The organism is Acinetobacter sp. OYA S30, assembly GCF_033599315.1.
GTDB lineage: Bacteria > Pseudomonadota > Gammaproteobacteria > Pseudomonadales > Moraxellaceae > Acinetobacter > Acinetobacter baumannii.
On record NZ_JAWVAV010000053.1, the window covers coordinates 1 to 18,109 of the forward strand.

The 18,109-nt window shown below is 37.4% G+C and carries 19 protein-coding genes; 13 read left to right on the top strand and 6 right to left on the bottom strand.

Annotated features, from left to right (window positions below):
• Both R5R67_RS17340 and R5R67_RS17345 read right to left on the bottom strand, forming a co-directional pair.
• On the bottom strand, nucleotides 1-163 hold a 163-nt coding region (locus tag R5R67_RS17340), incomplete at its 3' end, for a MerR family DNA-binding transcriptional regulator (protein ID WP_318755037.1).
• 209 nt (nucleotides 164-372) lie between these two features.
• Nucleotides 373-1,071, bottom strand: coding sequence for a DUF1826 domain-containing protein (locus tag R5R67_RS17345; protein ID WP_000185542.1), 699 nt, complete (start codon nucleotides 1,069-1,071; stop codon nucleotides 373-375).
• A gap of 251 nt (nucleotides 1,072-1,322) precedes the next feature.
• Between R5R67_RS17345 and R5R67_RS17350 the strand changes: the two genes are divergently transcribed.
• The 3 genes from R5R67_RS17350 (at nucleotide 1,323) to R5R67_RS17360 (ending at nucleotide 3,336) form a co-directional block, all read left to right on the top strand.
• Nucleotides 1,323-2,273, top strand: coding sequence for a 3-hydroxyacyl-CoA dehydrogenase NAD-binding domain-containing protein (locus R5R67_RS17350; RefSeq protein WP_000398493.1), 951 nt, complete (start codon nucleotides 1,323-1,325; stop codon nucleotides 2,271-2,273).
• Nucleotides 2,274-2,430: 157 nt separating this feature from the next.
• On the top strand, nucleotides 2,431-2,625 hold the full coding sequence (locus R5R67_RS17355; protein WP_001984101.1) for a hypothetical protein: 195 nt from the start codon (nucleotides 2,431-2,433) through the stop codon (nucleotides 2,623-2,625).
• Nucleotides 2,626-2,877: 252 nt separating this feature from the next.
• A complete protein-coding gene (locus R5R67_RS17360; protein WP_001127330.1) occupies nucleotides 2,878-3,336 on the top strand; it encodes a hypothetical protein in 459 nt (152 codons plus the stop codon).
• A 94-nt stretch (nucleotides 3,337-3,430) separates the two neighbouring features.
• Here R5R67_RS17360 and R5R67_RS17365 read toward each other — a convergent pair whose 3' ends face one another.
• On the bottom strand, nucleotides 3,431-3,859 hold the full coding sequence (locus tag R5R67_RS17365; protein ID WP_000406265.1) for a GNAT family N-acetyltransferase: 429 nt from the start codon (nucleotides 3,857-3,859) through the stop codon (nucleotides 3,431-3,433).
• Between the two features lie 45 nt (nucleotides 3,860-3,904).
• On the bottom strand, nucleotides 3,905-5,152 hold the full coding sequence (locus R5R67_RS17370; protein WP_002040945.1) for a serine hydrolase: 1,248 nt from the start codon (nucleotides 5,150-5,152) through the stop codon (nucleotides 3,905-3,907).
• A 355-nt stretch (nucleotides 5,153-5,507) separates the two neighbouring features.
• Here R5R67_RS17370 and R5R67_RS17375 point away from each other — a divergent pair, with 355 nt between their 5' ends.
• The 10 genes from R5R67_RS17375 to R5R67_RS17420 all read left to right on the top strand — a co-directional run bounded on the left by R5R67_RS17375 (nucleotide 5,508) and on the right by R5R67_RS17420 (nucleotide 16,303).
• Complete coding sequence (locus R5R67_RS17375) at nucleotides 5,508-5,825, top strand: hypothetical protein (RefSeq protein ID WP_001038418.1); 318 nt, start codon at nucleotides 5,508-5,510, stop codon at nucleotides 5,823-5,825.
• 283 nt (nucleotides 5,826-6,108) lie between these two features.
• Complete coding sequence (mumR, locus tag R5R67_RS17380; protein WP_001049897.1) at nucleotides 6,109-7,020, top strand: LysR family transcriptional regulator MumR; 912 nt, start codon at nucleotides 6,109-6,111, stop codon at nucleotides 7,018-7,020.
• Nucleotides 7,021-7,365: 345 nt separating this feature from the next.
• The gene (locus R5R67_RS17385; RefSeq protein WP_001987220.1) at nucleotides 7,366-8,619 is read left to right on the top strand and encodes an NRAMP family divalent metal transporter; all 1,254 of its coding nucleotides are present in this window, start codon (nucleotides 7,366-7,368) and stop codon (nucleotides 8,617-8,619) included.
• A gap of 34 nt (nucleotides 8,620-8,653) precedes the next feature.
• Nucleotides 8,654-9,418: a LamB/YcsF family protein gene (locus R5R67_RS17390; protein ID WP_000496068.1), complete on the top strand. Its 765-nt coding sequence runs from the start codon at nucleotides 8,654-8,656 to the stop codon at nucleotides 9,416-9,418.
• Nucleotides 9,419-9,429: 11 nt separating this feature from the next.
• Entirely contained in the window at nucleotides 9,430-10,236 is an 807-nt protein-coding gene (locus R5R67_RS17395) for a putative hydro-lyase (RefSeq protein ID WP_000276197.1), read from the top strand.
• 32 nt (nucleotides 10,237-10,268) lie between these two features.
• Complete coding sequence (locus R5R67_RS17400; protein ID WP_318755035.1) at nucleotides 10,269-11,852, top strand: urea amidolyase family protein; 1,584 nt, start codon at nucleotides 10,269-10,271, stop codon at nucleotides 11,850-11,852.
• Entirely contained in the window at nucleotides 11,852-13,570 is a 1,719-nt protein-coding gene (locus R5R67_RS17405) for an acetyl/propionyl/methylcrotonyl-CoA carboxylase subunit alpha (protein WP_031950569.1), read from the top strand. Before R5R67_RS17400 ends, R5R67_RS17405 begins: the two co-directional genes overlap by 1 nt.
• A 302-nt stretch (nucleotides 13,571-13,872) precedes the next feature.
• Nucleotides 13,873-15,093: a chloride channel protein gene (locus tag R5R67_RS17410; RefSeq protein ID WP_000698622.1), complete on the top strand. Its 1,221-nt coding sequence runs from the start codon at nucleotides 13,873-13,875 to the stop codon at nucleotides 15,091-15,093.
• A 207-nt stretch (nucleotides 15,094-15,300) separates the two neighbouring features.
• Nucleotides 15,301-15,612, top strand: coding sequence for a hypothetical protein (locus R5R67_RS17415; RefSeq protein ID WP_025466922.1), 312 nt, complete (start codon nucleotides 15,301-15,303; stop codon nucleotides 15,610-15,612).
• Nucleotides 15,613-16,003: 391 nt separating this feature from the next.
• The gene (locus R5R67_RS17420) at nucleotides 16,004-16,303 is read left to right on the top strand and encodes a hypothetical protein (protein WP_000025440.1); all 300 of its coding nucleotides are present in this window, start codon (nucleotides 16,004-16,006) and stop codon (nucleotides 16,301-16,303) included.
• A gap of 93 nt (nucleotides 16,304-16,396) precedes the next feature.
• Here the strand turns inward: R5R67_RS17420 and R5R67_RS17425 are convergent, their stop codons facing one another.
• Nucleotides 16,397-16,693, bottom strand: a complete 297-nt coding sequence (locus R5R67_RS17425; protein WP_000214750.1) for a helix-turn-helix domain-containing protein — start codon at nucleotides 16,691-16,693, stop codon at nucleotides 16,397-16,399.
• Between the two features lie 581 nt (nucleotides 16,694-17,274).
• Nucleotides 17,275-17,517, bottom strand: a complete 243-nt coding sequence (locus tag R5R67_RS17430) for a hypothetical protein (RefSeq protein ID WP_001100269.1) — start codon at nucleotides 17,515-17,517, stop codon at nucleotides 17,275-17,277.
• Nucleotides 17,518-18,109: the final 592 nt, after the last annotated feature.

An 18,109-nucleotide genomic window follows, 5' to 3' on the forward strand; every position in this document is an offset into this window, starting at 1 on the left:
ATGCTTGAATTTGATGCAAACGAGTAATGTCTTTACGGGTATATAATCGATAACCAGCATCGGAACGGGCCGAAGGCTGAAGTAAACCGATATCGTCATAGTGATGAAGAGCACGGACAGTAAGTCCTGTTTGCTTAGCCAATTCACCAACTTTTAACAGCATCTTTTTAGCTCCTTCTTCCTTAGGCGTGTTTTATGCTAGGGGCTTACGTTACGTGAGGGTCAACTACTTTAAATCATAATTTTTTATTATTTTATTTTTGGTAAATGCTCAGTTTTATCTTTTTATTGTGGTTTAACCACCAGAAATTATTCACGATTCTAAAAGTAATTTTTGGTTTTTGACTGGTTTTATATAAGATATTGAAATACCTAACAAATCAATAGCAACCGATATTCACCATCTTTTTCAACAGGTGCCCGATGCACACACGGTAAAACCTTTTGAGTGGGATGATCTACTGCTAAACGCCAAATATGTCCAATACCTAAATTTATAGGTTGTGCATCGGGTTTAGGCTGATAATGTAAATCAAAAAAATACTCTGCTAAAAAGCTTTCAAATTCCGCTTCTGGGCCGTCGTGTAAAGCTTTGAGCTTTTCTCTAATTTCTGGAATTAAAACTTTTTGTTCAACCTGATCATTCGGCACAATATCGCTAGCAGCGCCGTGATAAGTACATAAGAATGTGTCGGTTTCAATAGGGGAACGATCAACATGAAATGAATAGACATCTGTTGAAATAAAATCGAGCTCTTCATCACGTTCATAATGCTTAAGTAAATTAAGTACAGGTGATGCCCCCATATCAGTTAAGAGCTGCATGTCTTTTAAAATAATATCTCGAGCTAAATCACCTTGTTCTGAAAGCTCAAGTGCTAACAGGTCTTCAGTAGAAATTTCGGTAATATTTTCTTTTAACTTAAGTTTAGCCACAATTTCTTTAAAGTCGCCTACCAAATTTCTGTGCCAACAAATAGCATTCTTATTTCCCTGAAAATGTGTATTCACAAGTTCAGCAAAAGTAGATACCACTTCAACTTGCGTGTGGTCACAAAATGTATTCGTCATATTAAAGCTAAATGGCTCAAAATCTTGCCAATTATACCCCCTTAGTGCTTATAGGGCTGCAAGCGGTAGCCAAAATTTGCTTAAAAAATGAAGGTAATGCAAGAAAAGTACAATAATGGTATGAAGTTTTGGTTAGGCGTGCTTATTATAAATTGGCTTTGAATAACTGAGAAAAGGTAAGAAGTCGACTATTTTTATAGTCATGAAAGGGAATAAGAAAAGTTTTGAAGTAATAAGGTCACGAGGAAGATATGGAAGGAATTAAAACAATCGGTGTGGTTGGTGTCGGTGCCATTGGTGCAAGCTGGACAGCATTATTTTTATATAAAGGCTTTAAGGTAAAGGTGTATGACCCTTATCCAATAGACGAAGAATTATTTAAAAAGAGAATACAGGCAAATCTTAGTGATTTGCTCGCTTTAGATCAGCAAACAGATTCAAGTCATCATTTACAAGATATTTTTCTAAATTTAGAGCTTTACAACAACTTAAAAGATGCGGTGATTGATGCCGATTTTATTCAAGAAAATGCACCGGAACGGTTAGATTTAAAGCAAAATTTATATCAAGGAATCACTTCATATTGCCCTGAAAAAACACTAATTGCTTCAAGCTCTTCAGGTCTAAAAGTTTCTGACTTTCAAAAAGATGCAACTCATCCCGAGCGTATTTTTTTAGGTCATCCATTTAACCCACCTCATCTATTACCTTTGGTTGAAATTGTGGGTGGAAAATTAACAGATCCGCAAATTTTAAAGAAAGCTTCCGAGTTTTATCAAAGTTTGGGTAAGCATCCGATTGTTTTAAATAAAGAAGTTAAAGGGCATGTAGCAAATCGTTTACAAGCTGCTTTGTGGCGAGAGGCGTTTTCACTGGTTAAAGAAGGGGTGTGTTCGGCAGAAGATGTTGATATCGCAATCACCAGTGGGCCTGGGCTGAGATGGGCTTTATTTGGCCCCTATATAAATATGGAACTTGCCAATCAGAAGGGGTTTAAAGAGGCAATTCACCATTTAGGACCACCTATGACCGAATGGTGGAATGATATGCAAAATTTTCAGCACTCTGAAGAAACTACTGAGTTGCTAGAAGAACAAACTAAAGAACTTTTAACACATTATAAAGATATCGATTTATCTCAAAAAAGGGATAAAGGACTAGTCGATATTTTAAAATTGAGACAACAATTAGAGTTGGATTAAACCAGTTTTTATGAAAGGCCAAACAGTGCTTTATTGAGGTGTTTGGCTTTTTTATTTTTGAGTATTTCGGTACTATTCCTATTCTTCTTTCCGCACAAAATCTATAAAAAGCTTGTACTCATCGTAAGCTTTTAGACTGATTAATTTACTAGGGCATATGAAACGTTACTGGAAACAAACCGAATCAATAGCTTCACGTTGGACGACCGAACAAGACTGTTTTTTAATAGAAAATAATTCACTTTCTATAGATGAGCTAAAAGAGCATTTACCATTTTCTGAAGATGAAATAAGAGTTCGTAGATCAGTTTTAGGACTCGTAAGACGAGATCAGCAAATGAGACCCTATTAATTTTACCAAATGGTAAATTTTAATTGAAAATAAATATTTCAAAAGATAATAATATTTTTAAAAAAATTGCGGATGAGTTATCAAAACCATAATTTTTTTAGGTGATTGTTCAATAGTCTTTACATAAAGCTTTAACTACTTACGTTTGAGTATAATATTGTTTCACTCCTTTACATTTGTTTAATCATAATCAGAACCATAAAACATTTTAAGATCAAAACTTTATAACAATTGAGATTGAGGAGGGTAAAAATGCCAAAGTATTTAGCCGTGGCTGAAAAGGTTTATAAGAATATTAAAAAAGACGACTTATTCACCAATGACCTTACACAAAATCTGAATTGTTTAATCAGTCAGATACGTAAGGCCATTAAAGGGACTGAGTTTAAACTTAAGTTCAATTATATTGATTTTGACGAGCAGCTCACGAAGCCTCTTAGTGAATGTAAAGTCAAAGTTGATCTAAGTGTAATGCCGAAGTTTGAAAACGAAGGAGAGTATTTGCTCTGGTTAGCAAGTTTTATCGAGCGAATTACCGATGGCGGAAAACCTAAATTTCCACCAATTTCACAATTAATTCCGCACGGATTTAAAATTTCTAAAGAATCATTTCCTATGACTGTTGCTCCTCCTAAAGAAGAGCATGCAGATATGATTATTAAATATTTTAAATCGGAAGATTTTATGAAAACCAATAAAACTCCTTCGTAAAAGAATATAGAAGTATTCGTCCACCATACTTCTATATATTGCTGGTTTAAATTCAGCCACCGCCTTCTGGGGCGGTTTTTTTATAGATATTCTTTTATTTATTTCTTTCTAAAAGTAAAACGGGTTTGTCGTAATTACTGTTACACCACTCATGTTTTTTTAGTATAGCTTTTGGAACCTGAGCCATGTCTTTTACAGCAGCAAAACCCATAGAGCCGTAAAAGCCCTCTAACTCGGCAAAAGGTAAACAGTAAAGCATAGAAAAATCTGAATTTTTAATTAAGAAATCAACTACCTTACGGGCGATTCCTAACCCTTCATTGCCCGGAAAAACATAAATTCCACCAAGCTCGCCGCTGTTAGCATCAATACCTACAACTCTACCTTGCCCAACAGTTTTCTCACTAATAGAAGCTAGTACAATAAGTTCATCATCATGTGATGGTACAAAATCAATTTCGGCATAGCGTTCGTTTATAGCTTTTAGATCGGCAGTGTTCGCGAATCTTAATGAAATTTCCATTATTCTTCCTTTAAATATTATCTTCAATTTTTTAATCTTTTATGTCTAATGATTCATAGAATCAACAGCTTGAAGTATGCCTGTAAATAATATGGCTAGTTTTGACTCAGGCTGTGGCTCATTTCCATTTGCGGTAAATACGGCACACACTTTATGGCCTTTTTGAGTTTTTCCAATCACGGAGAAGTTGATGACGCCATATTCGGAACCACCTTTGAAACCGATCTTTTGCCAATTTAAATTTTTAAAAAGTGGATTTAAAGAACTGTTCAGAGCCGGAGCATCTTGAACACTTTCAAGAAGAGGACAAATCTCATGGGCTGACATATACCATTCAGCATCTTGCCAAGTAGCCGATTTTCCAATGCTACTCACACTTGGTAGTGGCAGTTTGTCTAGCTCAGAGAGTGCTTCCAGACGAGCCGACTTTGTTCCTGTTTTAAACTTATTTCTGAGCTTTCCATTACTTGGATCAATCAGTTGAAATAGCTCTCGTGTCGTCAGCAGAGGAGAATTTCTAGGTGACAACTCTTCTATACGAGGTTTCTTTAATACCTCTATCAAGCTATCGGTTGCTGTATTATCGCTAATTTGTATCATTAACTGTGCAAGAAGTTCGAGATTTACAGGCGTACCAGCAGGCAAGTTTTGTAAAACTCCAGTTGGCAATGAGCGATTCTTTTCTTTTAAAGAAACAATAGTTTCTCTTTTTAATTCGCCTTTTTTTATCGCATCTTCATAAGCTTTTAAAACCAGTAACTTAAAAGTCGAACCGACAGCCATAGGAGTTTTATCGTTTTCTACAACCACAGGCTTGTTATCTACAATAACTAAAAGAGATGTTTTACCGATTGCATTTTCATGTAGATCTTTAACCATTTCGTCTAGGCTTATTGTCTTAAAATGAGGCGCGCTAAACCAAAGAGTACTAATTTGTCCTTGCTCATTTAAGCTAATTGAAACGGGTAATTCTCCCTTTTCGAAATTAATAGTCCCAGAGCCATTTGAAACATTAATACTTTTAAGAGCACCTAAAGAGACTTTTAAATCATCAACAATTTTTTGAATTTGTGTGATGGGAACTTGTCCTAAAAATTGAGGGCTAAATAAAGAAGCTTCTATGGGTTTATCTGCAAAAATTAATGAAAGTGTAGTCGATAAATTATCCATTTTTTGTTCTGTCGCTGCATGAGTAGTAGAAATAGCAATAGGGGAAACATTCAAAGCCATAACACCTACAGCAAAAAATAAAGCTCTAGTTGCGTACATTTTCTTGGTGAGAAAGTTCTTCATTAAATGTCCTCTTATATTCAGACTCATTTACAGTTTTTTATAAAATAGTTTTAAAGTACACATTCATTTTGGCCTATCAAACCTAATATATCTATATAAATTTCATAAGTTTTATAATCCAGTTTTTAAAACTTAATTATTTTAAAAAGGCAGAAGAAACAAAAAAAATATTTAATCTTCTTTGAGAGTATTTAAGTAAATATTCAAAGAATTAAAATGTAAAATGATTACATTAACTATCAATAAAACTGAAAGATTGTAACTTTTATGATCAAGAAAAAGTAGTTATCTTAATCAGGCTTGAGCACAAACTCTTAAAGTGCTCCTTTTTAGTTTGATTTTTTAGGTATTTAAAATGAATAAAATGCATGTAACTTTGGCTGTAGTGGTTGGTTTAATTATTGGTGGTGTAGTCGGTGCGATAGGTTACTCTAAAACGGCCGCACGTTATGATGCGATGACCACCGCATGTGTAATGGTGAATCAGGCAGTTGAACATGAAATCTTGAAGCCTGAACAAGTGAAAGAGTTAGGTGAGCTCACAGGTCAAACCCTTAAAAAAGATTATGCTTCTGTTGCATCAAAATTTAAGTTTTCTGAAAAGCAATTAGGTAATGCTTCTGAAGGTTCAAATTGTAGCCAGTTTATTGTTGGTGTGAATGCAGCACAGTAACCACGTGTGATGTTATAAAAATTACCTTCAATTACTTTTAATTTATAACGATCAACCGTCCTTAAGGGCGGTTGATGCAATTTACAGTATTTTATATTTGTAGATTTTAGAAGAATGAAAACATTGAATACATTTAGCTTTAAGTAAGTTTCTATCAAAAGCTCAACGTTATTTTTTAAGTGAAATAAATCAAATTTAACTAAAAACGAATAAATGGGTAGCCTAACTCAGCTAAAAGCTTACATACTATAAAAGTAAAGGAATTTTTAAGACAGGACGCAACGTGAATTTAAAGAATCTTGAAGCATTTTACTGGGTGGTGACTTTAAATAGCTTCAATAAGGCAGCAACTAAATTACAAACCACGCAGCCTGCGGTATCTCAAAAAATCACATCTCTTGAAAATGAATTAGGTTTTAAAGTTTTAGACCGAAGCTTGCGGCAGTTTAAACTGACCCATAAAGGCATGACATTATTTAAGTATGCTGAAAAGTTTATGCGTTTAGAAACTGATTTGGTTGCAGAGCTTACCGAAAATCAGCACCTGACCGGAACCATACGTTTAGGCGTTTCCGAAACCATTGTGTATACGTGGTTGGTTGAATATATCGAAAAAGTTCAACAGGAATTCCCAAAAGTTTCGGTTGAAATTGTGGTAGATCTGACCCCTAACTTACAAGAAGGGGTACGTACAGGCGACTTGGATATGGCCTTTTTGCTTGGGCCAACTTTGGCTTTTGAATGTATTGAGCAGTCGCTTTGTAACTTTGAACTGAGTTTCTTGGCGGCACCATCTTTTAAAGGTGGAATTGGGCAAATGTCTTTTAAAACCTTAATGTCGCATACCATTTTAACCTATCCCAAAATTACCTATCCCTATAAAGAATTAAAGGCAAAAATGAAAGAAAAGGGGATTGATGAACCACTTTCTATTACCAGTTATTCTTTAGCGACGTTATTGCGTCTAGCTGAGCAAGGTTTGGGTATTGCGGTCGTGCCAACTTTAACGGCATTAAAGGAAATTACCGACGGACGATTGGAAATATTAAATACGCCCATCCGTTTAAAAACCTTTCATTTCACGTCTATTTATATTCATGGTAATGACGTTGCTTTGAAAGAAAAATTAACTGAAGTAGCGGTTCAGGTTTCAGAAAGTGCCATGAAAAGACTCAATGAACAAATTAAAAAATAAGATGTTTCTTGAATGCTTTTTATCCCTATTTTTCCTTATTAAAAAAAGCTGTTTTGTAGGTAAAACGATAAAAGCAGCTTATGTACTTCAATAAGTAAAATTTATCCCACTCTTCCTTTTGAAGATAAGTTTATAAAAATCAATAGTTTAAAATTTTAAATTTCTGTAAAAAGTCTTATTGTTCGTAGGGATTAGCTATGTTTTTATTTTAAACACAAGATTTGATCACCGATTGTGTTGATTGGGGAACAGGGAATCTTTGTCATTTAAAAGGATTAAAGAATATCGTTTGGGACAAAAAATGATGTTCTTGATTCAATTTGAAAATAGCGTTGTTAAGCTCAAATGGATGAGGAACGCATTAATATGTCTTTACTGAAATCTTCTTTTTTATCAGATCGCCAATGGGCCATTGTTGCCTCAATTTTTATGATGGCGACCTCTGCAATGGGGCCAGGATTTTTAACCCAAACTGCTGTATTTACAGTTAAGTTAGGTGCTGCATTTGGCTTTGCAATTTTAATTTCTATTTTGATTGATTATGTCGTCCAACAAAATATCTGGCGAGTGGTGACACTTACCCAGATGCGTGCATCTGATATTGCCAATAAAGCCTTACCGGGTAGTGGTTATTTACTGGCGTTTCTGGTGATTTTGGGTGGTTTTTTCTTTAGTGTCGGTAATATTGCAGGTGCAGCTTTAGGTTTAAATGCACTTTTTGGCCTAGACACAAAGTGGGGCGGTATTTTAAGTGGCGCCTTAGCCATTTTGATTTTTGCTTCTAAAAAAGCCACGCTTGCCATGGATAAAAGCATGATCGTGTTGGGATTGCTTAAAATCTTGCTGATTATTATTGTGGCCGTCATTGTAATGCCTCCTGTTGGGCAAGCAGTTCAGCAAACCTTTGCTCCAGATCAGATCGACTTTGCCATTATTACTACGATTGTTGGCGGTACAGTTGGTGGTTATATCTGTTATGCCGGAGCACACCGTTTACTCGATAAAGGTGCTGTTGGACCTGAAAATATTAATGAAGTTGCCAAAGCTGCGACCAAGGGCATTGTTGTCGTCGGCATTATGCGTTATGTGTTGTTCTTAGCATTCTTAGGTGTGGTGGTAAGCGGTGCTCATATTGATTTAGCCAGTCACGATGCCAACCCGGCAGCCCAAGCATTCCAATATGCGGCAGGCACATTTGGTTTTAAATTATTTGGTTTAATTTTCTGGGCAGCAGGTATTAGTAGCACGATTGGTGCAGCATATACCTCAGTTTCATTCTTTACTGCATTTAAAAAGAACTTAACACCAAAACAAACCAACTATACGACCATTACCTTTATCGCATTGGCTTTATTGCTCTATGTGTTATTGGGTGCAACTCCGGCGGGTCTACTCATTTTTGTGGGTGGTTTTAACGGTTTGGTGTTGCCAATTGGTCTTACAATTTTTGTGTATGTGGCTGCATGCCGTAAAGATTTAATGGGTAATTATAACTATCCAAAGTGGTTGCTTATTTTAGGTGGATTAACATGTCTGTTAACGTGGTGGATGGGTTATATGTCATTTACGACAGTGTTTAACTATTTGACCAAGCTTTAAGCCAGACTTTGTTAAGTGATAAAGGAATAATGCCATGTTTGTAGATTTAAATAGTGATTTGGGTGAAAGCTTTGGCTCATGGAAAATGGGTAACGATGACCAGATTTTACCTGTCGTGACCAGTGCGAACATTGCTTGTGGTTTTCATGCTGGTGATCCGCTCGGCATTTTAAAAACAGTTCGTAAAGCGGTTGAACTTGGCGTGACCATCGGTGCTCATGTGTCTTACCCAGACCTTGTAGGCTTTGGCCGCCGTAATATGGATTTGTCACGTGATGAACTCATTGCCGATGTGCTTTACCAAATTTCTGCGCTCGATGGTTTAGCGAAAGTGGCAGGCTCAAAAGTGCAGTACGTTAAACCACACGGCGCACTCTACAACACGATTGCACATGATCAAGCTCAGGCAGCAGCAGTGATTGATGCCATTAAAATGTATGACCCTGAACTGGTTTTGGTGGCTTTGGCGGGGTCTAACTTAGTCGAGCAGGCACGTGCGGCTGGTTTAAAAGTAGTATCTGAAGCATTTGCAGACCGTGCCTATAACAGTGATGGTTCATTGGTGTCTCGCCGTCTAGAAGGTGCGGTTTTACACGACTCGGGATTTGTTGCGAGTCGTGTGGTGTCTATGCTTAAAAATGGTGGGGTCGAGTCAATTGATGGTGTATTTACCCCAATTCAGGCTGACACGATTTGCTTACACGGCGATACCGACGGTGCACTAGAAATGTCGGCTGCCATTAAAGCCGAGCTTGTAAAAAATAATATTGAAATTCGCCCATTTGTAAATAAAGCATAAGGAAGAGCGCAATGTATAAGGATATTAAAGTCGACCCAGCTCAGCTTGAAGCCGCATTAGATGCACGTTTAAAAATTCGTGCTGGCTTTGATAAACCGACAGCAGGCATGGCTGCGGGCATGACGCAGGTCAACATGATTTCAGTGCCAAGAGATTGGGCATATGACTTTTTACTCTATGCACACCGTAACCCGCAAAGCTGTCCGGTGCTTGATGTGCTCGAAGAAGGTATTTATGCAACTAAGCTTGCAGCAGATTCAGACATTCGAACTGACTTTCCGCGGTATCGCATTTGGAAAGATGGCGAAATGGTCGATGAAGTGACCGATGCGAGAGAAATTTATAATGCTCATCCTGATTTGGTGACTTTTTTAATTGGTTGTAGTTTTTCATTTGAAACCGCTTTGCAAGAAGCAGGTATTGAAGTTCGTCATATTCATGATGACACCAATGTGCCGATGTATTTGAGCAATATAAAGTGCGAACCAGCAGGGCGTATTTCAGGAAACATGGTGGTTTCCATGCGACCAATTCCATCTCATCAAATTAGTGAAGCGGTAAAAATTACAGCGCGTATGCCAAGTGTACATGGGGCACCTGTACATATTGGTCACCCTGAAAGCTTAGGCATTAAGGATGTAAATAAGCCAGACTTTGGTGATGCTTCCCGTATTGAAGCAGGTGAAATTCCAGTGTTTTGGGCATGTGGCGTAACACCGCAAGCCGCCGTTATAAACTCGAAAATTCCTTTTGCGATTAGCCATGCTCCGGGTCATATGTTTATTACCGACATTCCTGACCGTGCTTGGATTGGCTAATTGGACTAAAGAAGAATTAAAAGGATAAGCAAATGCGTTTTTTATCGGTAAACGCCGATTGTTTTCTAATTGAGCTTGCGAGCTTAGAAGAAACATTGGCGTTGTACAATAAATTGCAAAATACGCAATTGAATGGAATTAAAGACTTAGTCCCCGCTGCAAAAACAATTTTGGTTTTTTTTAATGAGATCGAAATCAGTTTTAAAACGCTAGTTGCTTCAATTCAGAGCCTCAAAATTGATTCTGGATTTGAGCGTAGCGGTCAAGAAGTAATTGTACCGATTCGTTATGATGGCGAAGACCTTGCGCAAGTTGCCGAGTTACAAGGGCTGACTGTTGCTGATGTGATTAGAAAACATCACCAAAGCGTGTGGAATGTGGCTTTTATTGGGTTTGCGCCGGGCTTTGCGTATATGAGCAGTCCCGATAAGCCTTTTACCGATATTCCACGCTTAACGGTTCCCCGTAAAAAAATACCGTCAGGCTCTTTGGGGTTGGCTGGAAAATACTCTGGTATTTACCCAAAAGACAGTCCGGGTGGTTGGCAGCTGATTGGTACAACAACAGAAAAAATGTGGGATTTAGAGCGTAAAAATCCTGCATTGCTGTTACCAGGCATGACTGTACATTTTGAAGATGTTACGCATCATCCAACTACGGTGACTGTACCGCAGCAAATCACACGTAAGGCTGAGCCGAAACAATCGGTGCCACTATTTACAATTACCGCGCCAAGTTTACAAATGCTTATTCAAGACGAAGGGCGTTTAAACCAGACCAATATTGGTGTTGGCGTGGCTGGTGCAATGGATTTATCTGCCATGCATAGTGCCAACCGTATTGTGGGTAACCCAACCGATACACCTGTCATTGAAGTTTTAAATGGCGGCCTAAAAGCCAAAATGCAGCATGCAGGTGTTATTGCGGTTGCTGGGGCTATCTCAAACATTCGTGTGAAATTTGCCGATGGTCAAACCGCAGACTTTTCAAGCTATCAACCGATTGATTTGGATGAAGGCGATGAATTTCACATTCAACCACCAACAGCAGGCCTAAGAAACTATCTGGCCGTTCGTGGTGGTATAGACGTTGAACCAGTACTCAATAGTGCTTCGTTTGACAGCTTGGCGGTATTAGGGCCAGAACCATTAAAGCTTGGAGATACCATTTACCAAGGACAGGTGAAGGCGACCAACATTAGTGTAAATGAAGCGGGTAAAAGTGATTTGCCAAAAGCTGGCGAAGTGGTTGAGCTAGATATTGTGATGGGCCCACGTACAGACTGGTTCGAACAAGACAGTATTGAGCTGCTCTGTCAGCAAGAATGGCTCGTGACCAATGAAAGCAACCGCGTCGGGCTAAGACTTTCAGGTACACAGCCTTTAACTCGCAAAATTACCCATGAACTGGAAAGTGAAGGCACATGCATTGGCGCTTTGCAAATTCCACCGAGTGGGCAGCCAGTTTTGTTTATGAATGATCATCCTTTAACAGGCGGATATCCGGTCATTGCTTCAGTTGCTAAACACCAATGGGACTTGGTGGCACAGATTCCAGCAGGTTGCTGCATCAAATTTAAAAAAATTGCCGAATTTACAGATTTTGAGAATGAATGATGAATACAGAAAAATTATTGATTGCTAACCGTGGTGAAATTGCCGTTCGTATTATCCATGCTTGTCGTGACATGGGAATTTCATCGGTCGCATTATATGCAGATGATGACATTGGCAGCATGCATGTTGAACTTGCAGATGAAGCATGGGGCTTGGCTGGTGCGACTGCCAGTGAAACCTATTTAAATATTCCAGCCATTATCGAAGTTGCAAAAAAATCGAAAGCAACCATGGTCCATCCGGGTTATGGCTTTTTATCTGAACGTGCCGAATTTGCCCAAGCTGTGATTGACGCGGGCTTAAAATGGGTAGGGCCATCTTCAAGTGCCATTGAAAAACTAGGTGATAAAATCGAAGCACGTAAAATTGCAGCTTCGGTTGGTGCGCCGTTGGTTCAGGGTACACAAGACCCACTTAATAATGCAGATGAAGCTTTAGAGTTTGCCAAACAATATGGTTTACCAATTGCCATTAAAGCCGCGTTTGGTGGTGGTGGCCGCGGCTTAAAAGTCGCGTGGAAACTCGAAGAAGTCAAAGAGCTGTATGAGTCGGCAGTGCGAGAGGCAAAAGCTGCCTTTGGTCGTGGTGAGTGTTTTGTCGAGCAATATCTTGATAAACCGCGCCATGTAGAAGCGCAAGTAATAGCCGACCAACATGGCAATATTGTGGTACTGGGTACACGTGATTGCTCGTTGCAACGCCGTAACCAGAAGTTAGTCGAAGAAGCACCAGCGCCATTTATTAGCGATGAGATTTATCAGCAAATTTTAAGCTCGGCAAAAAATATTTGTCAGGCCGCAAACTATGTCGGTGCGGGAACAGTTGAATATTTACTGAGTCGTGATGGCAAGCTTTCATTCTTAGAAGTAAACACACGTTTGCAAGTTGAGCACCCAGTGACCGAAGAAACTTCCAAAGTGGATTTGGTCGTTGAGCAAATTCGCGTGGCACAAGGCCATGAGCTTTCTATTAAAGAAACACCGAAAGCACAAGGCCATGCCATTGAGTTTCGCATTAATGCCGAAGACCCAGCGCGTGGGTTTATTCCGGCCTTTGGTGTGTTGAGTTTGTTTGAAGCGCCGTTTGGTAACGGTGTACGCGTGGACACTGGCGTTCGCACGGGTTCATTAGTATCTAGCCACTTTGACTCACTCATGGCAAAACTGATTGTGACTGGTCCAACCCGCGAAGTTGCAATTGCCCGTGCGAAACGTGCTTTGAAACAATTCAAAATTGAAGGCGTGGCGTCGGTTTTAGACTTCCACCGTGCGGTACTTAATGAACCTGACTTTACAGATGAATTTAATGTACATACACGCTGGATCGAAAATGACTTTAAACAAGAGTTAAAGCCAACCAAACGTGGCATTCCAAACCATCAACAACCAATGCTGCTCAGCTACATTGAAATTGATGGCAAGTTACACCGTCTAGGTTTACCTGCGGGCATGTTTGCACAAGGGCCAGCAACCGCAGCTCAAGCGCAGACTGCCGAGCCAGAAGTCAGTGCAGAGCATTTACTTGCCCCAATTAATGGTGTGATTAGTGCTTGGAAAGTTGAAAATGGTGAGCAAGTGACAGAAGGGCAAGTGGTTGCCATTATGGAAGCCATGAAAATGGAAGTGCAGGTATTGGCACACCGCAGTGGTGTTATTCAGATTAGTGCCGAGAAAGGCGTGACCTGCCATGCTGAAACTGCTATTGCGAGTATTCACTAAGCTTTGAACTGTTTTAAATTGATTGAGTCTTAGTTCGCTAAGACTCAACATAACCTTTATCTATTAAGTCAGTGAGGCATTTTTTCGAGGTTGTCGTTAACGAATTTCGTCTTGAAAAAATACAGTAATTATGAGATATTTGTCACAGTTTGGTGATACTAAAAATTAATCACTGTATTGAAAGCTCGCATATGCGGGCTTTAATTTTTAGCCCAGTTTAAGCATTTCTCACTTAATGAGCTGGCAGCATAAAAACAATTTGAGAATTTGGCACTCACTCAAAGGCGAATTGAAGAAAGCGAATGAAAATTCTACCTTCATCTGAATATGATCAAATTCTAAAATACAGTGTCTACTGGCTCGTCATTTCGATTGTGATTGGAGTCGTTGCAGGGTTAGCATCGACTTTAATTTTTGTAGCTTTTGATATTTCAAATAAAGTGAGAAGCCTGCATCACTGGCTTATTTATTTCTTGCCTTTTGTAGGTTTTGGTATTGGTTACCTCATTAAAAAATATGGTTCGCCCATTGAACGCGGAACTCATTTACTCATAGATGAAATTCACCAACCCAAGTCGTTTATTCCAAAACGAATGAGCCCCATCATTTTTATCACCTCAATTTTAACGCAGTTGTTTGGTGGTTCGGCAGGGCGAGAGGCACCAGCAGTTCAACTTTCGGGTGCTTTAATTGACCACCTGAGCCATATTTTAAAAATCTCGGAAGATAATCGAAAAATTTGCTTAATCGCCAGTATTGGCGCGGGATTTGCGGGGGTATTTGGCTTGCCTCTGGCAGGTGCAATCTATGGTTTAGAAATTACTGCCTTAGGTAATTTAAGATACTCAGCCATTTTTCCATGTTTTGTTTCGGCGCTGATTGCTTCGGCCATACCTGAGCTATTCGAAATTGTTCATCCGCATGTTTTTTATGTGATTAGTGAATTTCCAGCCATTCATTTTGGCACGCTCATGAACTTAATTGTGGCAGGTCTGATCTTTGGTTTAGTCGCACGTTTTTTTATTGCGGCCATCCATTTTGCGAGTGACGTCTTTTATAAATATGTTCGTTATTTACCATTAAGAACGATGGCGGGTGGTATTGTCATTATGCTACTTACGTTGTTCACCGCGCATCAGCAATACAACGGTTTGGGTACAGATAAAATCATTTCATCTTTTTATGTACCGATTGAGTTTTACGACTTTTTTAACAAGACTATTTTTACTGCCATCACTTTAGGTTCAGGCTTTAAAGGTGGTGAAATTACCCCGTTGTTTTATGTGGGTGCGACATTAGGTAATGCTTTAGGCGCAGTTTTAAACCTGCCTATTTCATTGCTTGCAGGCTTAGGTTTGGTAAGTCTGTTTTCTGGAGCAAGTAAGGCACCGTTGACCTCTATTATTTTAGCTGTTGAGCTATTTGGAATGAATGTTGCGACTTATGCCATTATTACTTGTTTATTGGCAGCGCTATTTTCTGGGAATTGTGGGTTGTATCGCCGTAAAAAGTTGATGGATTGATTAAGCCTTTCTAAGGAGTTGAGTGGTTTTAGGTTGCTTAACTCCTATTAAATCTTCTTTTTTAATAAAAATGATAAAAATTGGCATATTAAATGCTTAATAAAAAGTGATAAGCAAATGAAAAGAAATGAAGTTCTATCTCTTGTTAGGAACTATAATGAGAAATAGAAAATTATTTTAATATTAAAAAAAGGAATAACTTAAGCAGTGTCAATAGTTATTATGATACTTACTTTTTTTGTAGGGTTACTTGTTGGCCGATATACTATATTTTTAATTCAAAAGTCTTTATCTATTTTTATATCTGCTGTTGATAAATTTTTAAATAAATACTTTGTCTTTTTTCTTTTAGCTGTTTTGTTCTTTATTTTATTCTCTCTAATTTTAACGGGAGGGTTTATATTATGGGGCATACTTTTTGCTGGAATAACAGAACTAGGTAAGCTTATATATCTATCAGGATGGGTAGTTGGAGCAAGATTTTTTGGATTTCATCCGAAGAGTAATAGTTTTAAATGAGGGACAAGTAGTTAATATAAAAAATAATCTTAAAGAGGATACTATGTCTATATTGGGTTTCGCTATTTTTTTATAATTTCACATGTCATTGGATACTTTATAGCTAAAACTAAATGGAGGATTCGGCATTTGGCTGCCCTATCTTTTATTTCAACATTTATAATTGTTTGGTTGGGTTTTTTATTACTACTTTATTTTAAAGGAAGATATGTCCAATTTTTTGTGGATGGAAGGATATCTTTGAATTGGCGAGCAGTAGATTTATTTTTTGTGGCAGGTATGTCTTCAACCTTATTAACATTACTACTTGTTATTGTAGTGTGGAGTATTCGTAATAAAGTTTTCTAAATTAACGTTGTGACAAGTAAGTTATTATTTAAAAGAAGGTACTATGTCTATATTGGGTTTCGCTATTTTTTTTATATTCTTATATGGCATTGGCTATTTTGTAGTTAAAGCAGGGTGGAAGCTTCGCTATTTAGCGCCAATATGGTTTTTATCATTTTTTATTATCACTCTATTTATTTTAGCAATTTTATTTCCTAAAGATTGGGCCAATGCACAATTTTTTACTATAGGTGGTCCTAATTACTTAGCACTTCTGTATTTATTAATATCTTCATCTTTAAGTTTACTTATTACTTTTATTTTAGTTTTGGTTGCATGGGCTATTCGACATGATGTCATTTAAATTGTTTAGATTAAAAGGTAAGAATATAGTTTAAATAGAAAGAAATGAAGAAAATTTTATACCTCAGTATATTAAATAATAATAAGACTACTTCTAGCCTTTCATTTTTTGGGTCATTTCTAGTACGGCAATAATATTTGCAATATCAATTTTTTTTGAGAGTTCTTCAAAATCATTTATTAGCTCTTCTGATTCTATAAAGTCCTCTAGAGTAACATTAAACAATTGAGCAGCTTTTTTTAAGACTTTTGAAGATGGTTTTTTTTTGCCTGATTCAATTAAAGAAAGGTAAGTAGGCGTGATATCTAAAGCCGTAGCTACTTCTAAAGCTTGTAGATTGTGTTTTAACCGTAAGCCTTTTATTTTGAAACCTGAAAAATATGTTGTCATAAATGTTACCTGAAGAATTTAAAAAGAAAATTAATTCTTAATATTTAATATCGGGATTTAAAGTGAACTAGGGAAGCCCACATCTGAGCGCTAGTTTGATTTGGTTCTGACATGCAAATCAAATATTGGGTATGTTGAGGATAGTTGGATAAAAATAGAGGTATAAAATTTAGGCTCAGTTCTATAGATGTATATATGTATGCGGACAAACGAGAAAAAGTACTTTTAAAAACTCTCTCGGTTACTTCAGCTAATTCAGCTAGAGCAATATAATCCAACACACGTGATACTTTCATCTTATTACCTTCTATTTCGATCTTTTTCGACTGAATTACTAACTGAAATAAAAAAATGTCAGTTTTTTTATTTCAAACAAGAAAATGATTGCTCCATTTTCTTGTTTATATTCAGAGTATTAGTTAGAAATTTCTATTACAGGGTTTTGGTTTAACGTCTTCATACGCTAACTCCTCTTTGCTAAGATTTTATTTTTCAAGATACTTACCTCCATTATCTTGAAGTCCAAAAACTTATAGGGCAGAAAATAACGTGTTCTATTGCAAGAAGAACTGAGATCGCTGTTAGAAATCATTAAAAACTTTCTCCAGAATTTCCATAAGTTTCAAAAGATTAAAACTCGTATTAACAACTTTATATAGGTCAACAGGAAAATCTTGATTACTTGGATTTTCTAAAGCTGATGAATTTTTTATATATTCATCAATTATTTCAGCAAGTTGAAACTCTTTATGTTTTCGTAAAACCTCAGCTATTTTCTTCAAATCATTAACAGCTAGAAGGATTGTTTCTTGTTCAACATTCATTTGGATGTCCTTAAATTAGGGCAGAACTTGAAACAATCACCTCTGTATATAAGTAATTTGTCGAAACTATCTAAGAAGAATATTATTACGGTAAAAAGTTAAAATCAATACAAAAGTTAAAGTATTTAACTTTTTGAAAAATAAATTTTAATAAGACATAACTTTTTAAACCTTATTCTAATCTCATCATCCAACCGCTCGAACTTAATACAAACTATATTTCCCACGCTTGACGACAAGAAAAGCGAATACTATCCTTTGCCTGCTGGCCTACATTGCCAGTCGACTTTGACAGGTCGGATAGCCAACGCACACGAAAAAGTCTCTCTTTTTTGTGGGCATCCCTGCGTGCCCCCTCTGCGGTGGAACGGGAGGGGGACACCTTCGGGTGTGCTGATCTTTTGGCTATCAGTCTGTCAACCTTCTCTCGTTTCACCACCATTATTTGACAGTAAGGTGGTGAAACTTCTTTATAGCCAAAGGAGTTCGCTCATGCGTACTATTTCTTCTCATTTATTGGTCTTTGCCAAAATCTCTCTATTTATACCGTTTAAATACTCTATAAATTGGTTTAACCGACTCTAGGTTTTTA

What these genes read in the sequence shown, in the direction of transcription:
- R5R67_RS17400 (WP_318755035.1), top strand. Translation starts at nt 10,269, where the DNA reads ATGCGTTTTTTATCGGTAAACGCCGATTGTTTTCTAATTGAGCTTGCG.
- R5R67_RS17370 (WP_002040945.1), bottom strand. Translation starts at nt 5,152, where the DNA reads ATGAAGAACTTTCTCACCAAGAAAATGTACGCAACTAGAGCTTTATTT.
- R5R67_RS17365 (WP_000406265.1), bottom strand. Translation starts at nt 3,859, where the DNA reads ATGGAAATTTCATTAAGATTCGCGAACACTGCCGATCTAAAAGCTATA.
- R5R67_RS17395 (WP_000276197.1), top strand. Translation starts at nt 9,430, where the DNA reads ATGTATAAGGATATTAAAGTCGACCCAGCTCAGCTTGAAGCCGCATTA.
- R5R67_RS17390 (WP_000496068.1), top strand. Translation starts at nt 8,654, where the DNA reads ATGTTTGTAGATTTAAATAGTGATTTGGGTGAAAGCTTTGGCTCATGG.
- R5R67_RS17345 (WP_000185542.1), bottom strand. Translation starts at nt 1,071, where the DNA reads ATGACGAATACATTTTGTGACCACACGCAAGTTGAAGTGGTATCTACT.
- R5R67_RS17410 (WP_000698622.1), top strand. Translation starts at nt 13,873, where the DNA reads ATGAAAATTCTACCTTCATCTGAATATGATCAAATTCTAAAATACAGT.
- R5R67_RS17355 (WP_001984101.1), top strand. Translation starts at nt 2,431, where the DNA reads ATGAAACGTTACTGGAAACAAACCGAATCAATAGCTTCACGTTGGACG.
- R5R67_RS17360 (WP_001127330.1), top strand. Translation starts at nt 2,878, where the DNA reads ATGCCAAAGTATTTAGCCGTGGCTGAAAAGGTTTATAAGAATATTAAA.
- R5R67_RS17350 (WP_000398493.1), top strand. Translation starts at nt 1,323, where the DNA reads ATGGAAGGAATTAAAACAATCGGTGTGGTTGGTGTCGGTGCCATTGGT.
- R5R67_RS17425 (WP_000214750.1), bottom strand. Translation starts at nt 16,693, where the DNA reads ATGACAACATATTTTTCAGGTTTCAAAATAAAAGGCTTACGGTTAAAA.
- R5R67_RS17405 (WP_031950569.1), top strand. Translation starts at nt 11,852, where the DNA reads ATGAATACAGAAAAATTATTGATTGCTAACCGTGGTGAAATTGCCGTT.
- R5R67_RS17430 (WP_001100269.1), bottom strand. Translation starts at nt 17,517, where the DNA reads ATGAATGTTGAACAAGAAACAATCCTTCTAGCTGTTAATGATTTGAAG.
- R5R67_RS17375 (WP_001038418.1), top strand. Translation starts at nt 5,508, where the DNA reads ATGAATAAAATGCATGTAACTTTGGCTGTAGTGGTTGGTTTAATTATT.
- R5R67_RS17420 (WP_000025440.1), top strand. Translation starts at nt 16,004, where the DNA reads ATGTCTATATTGGGTTTCGCTATTTTTTTTATATTCTTATATGGCATT.
- R5R67_RS17385 (WP_001987220.1), top strand. Translation starts at nt 7,366, where the DNA reads ATGGATGAGGAACGCATTAATATGTCTTTACTGAAATCTTCTTTTTTA.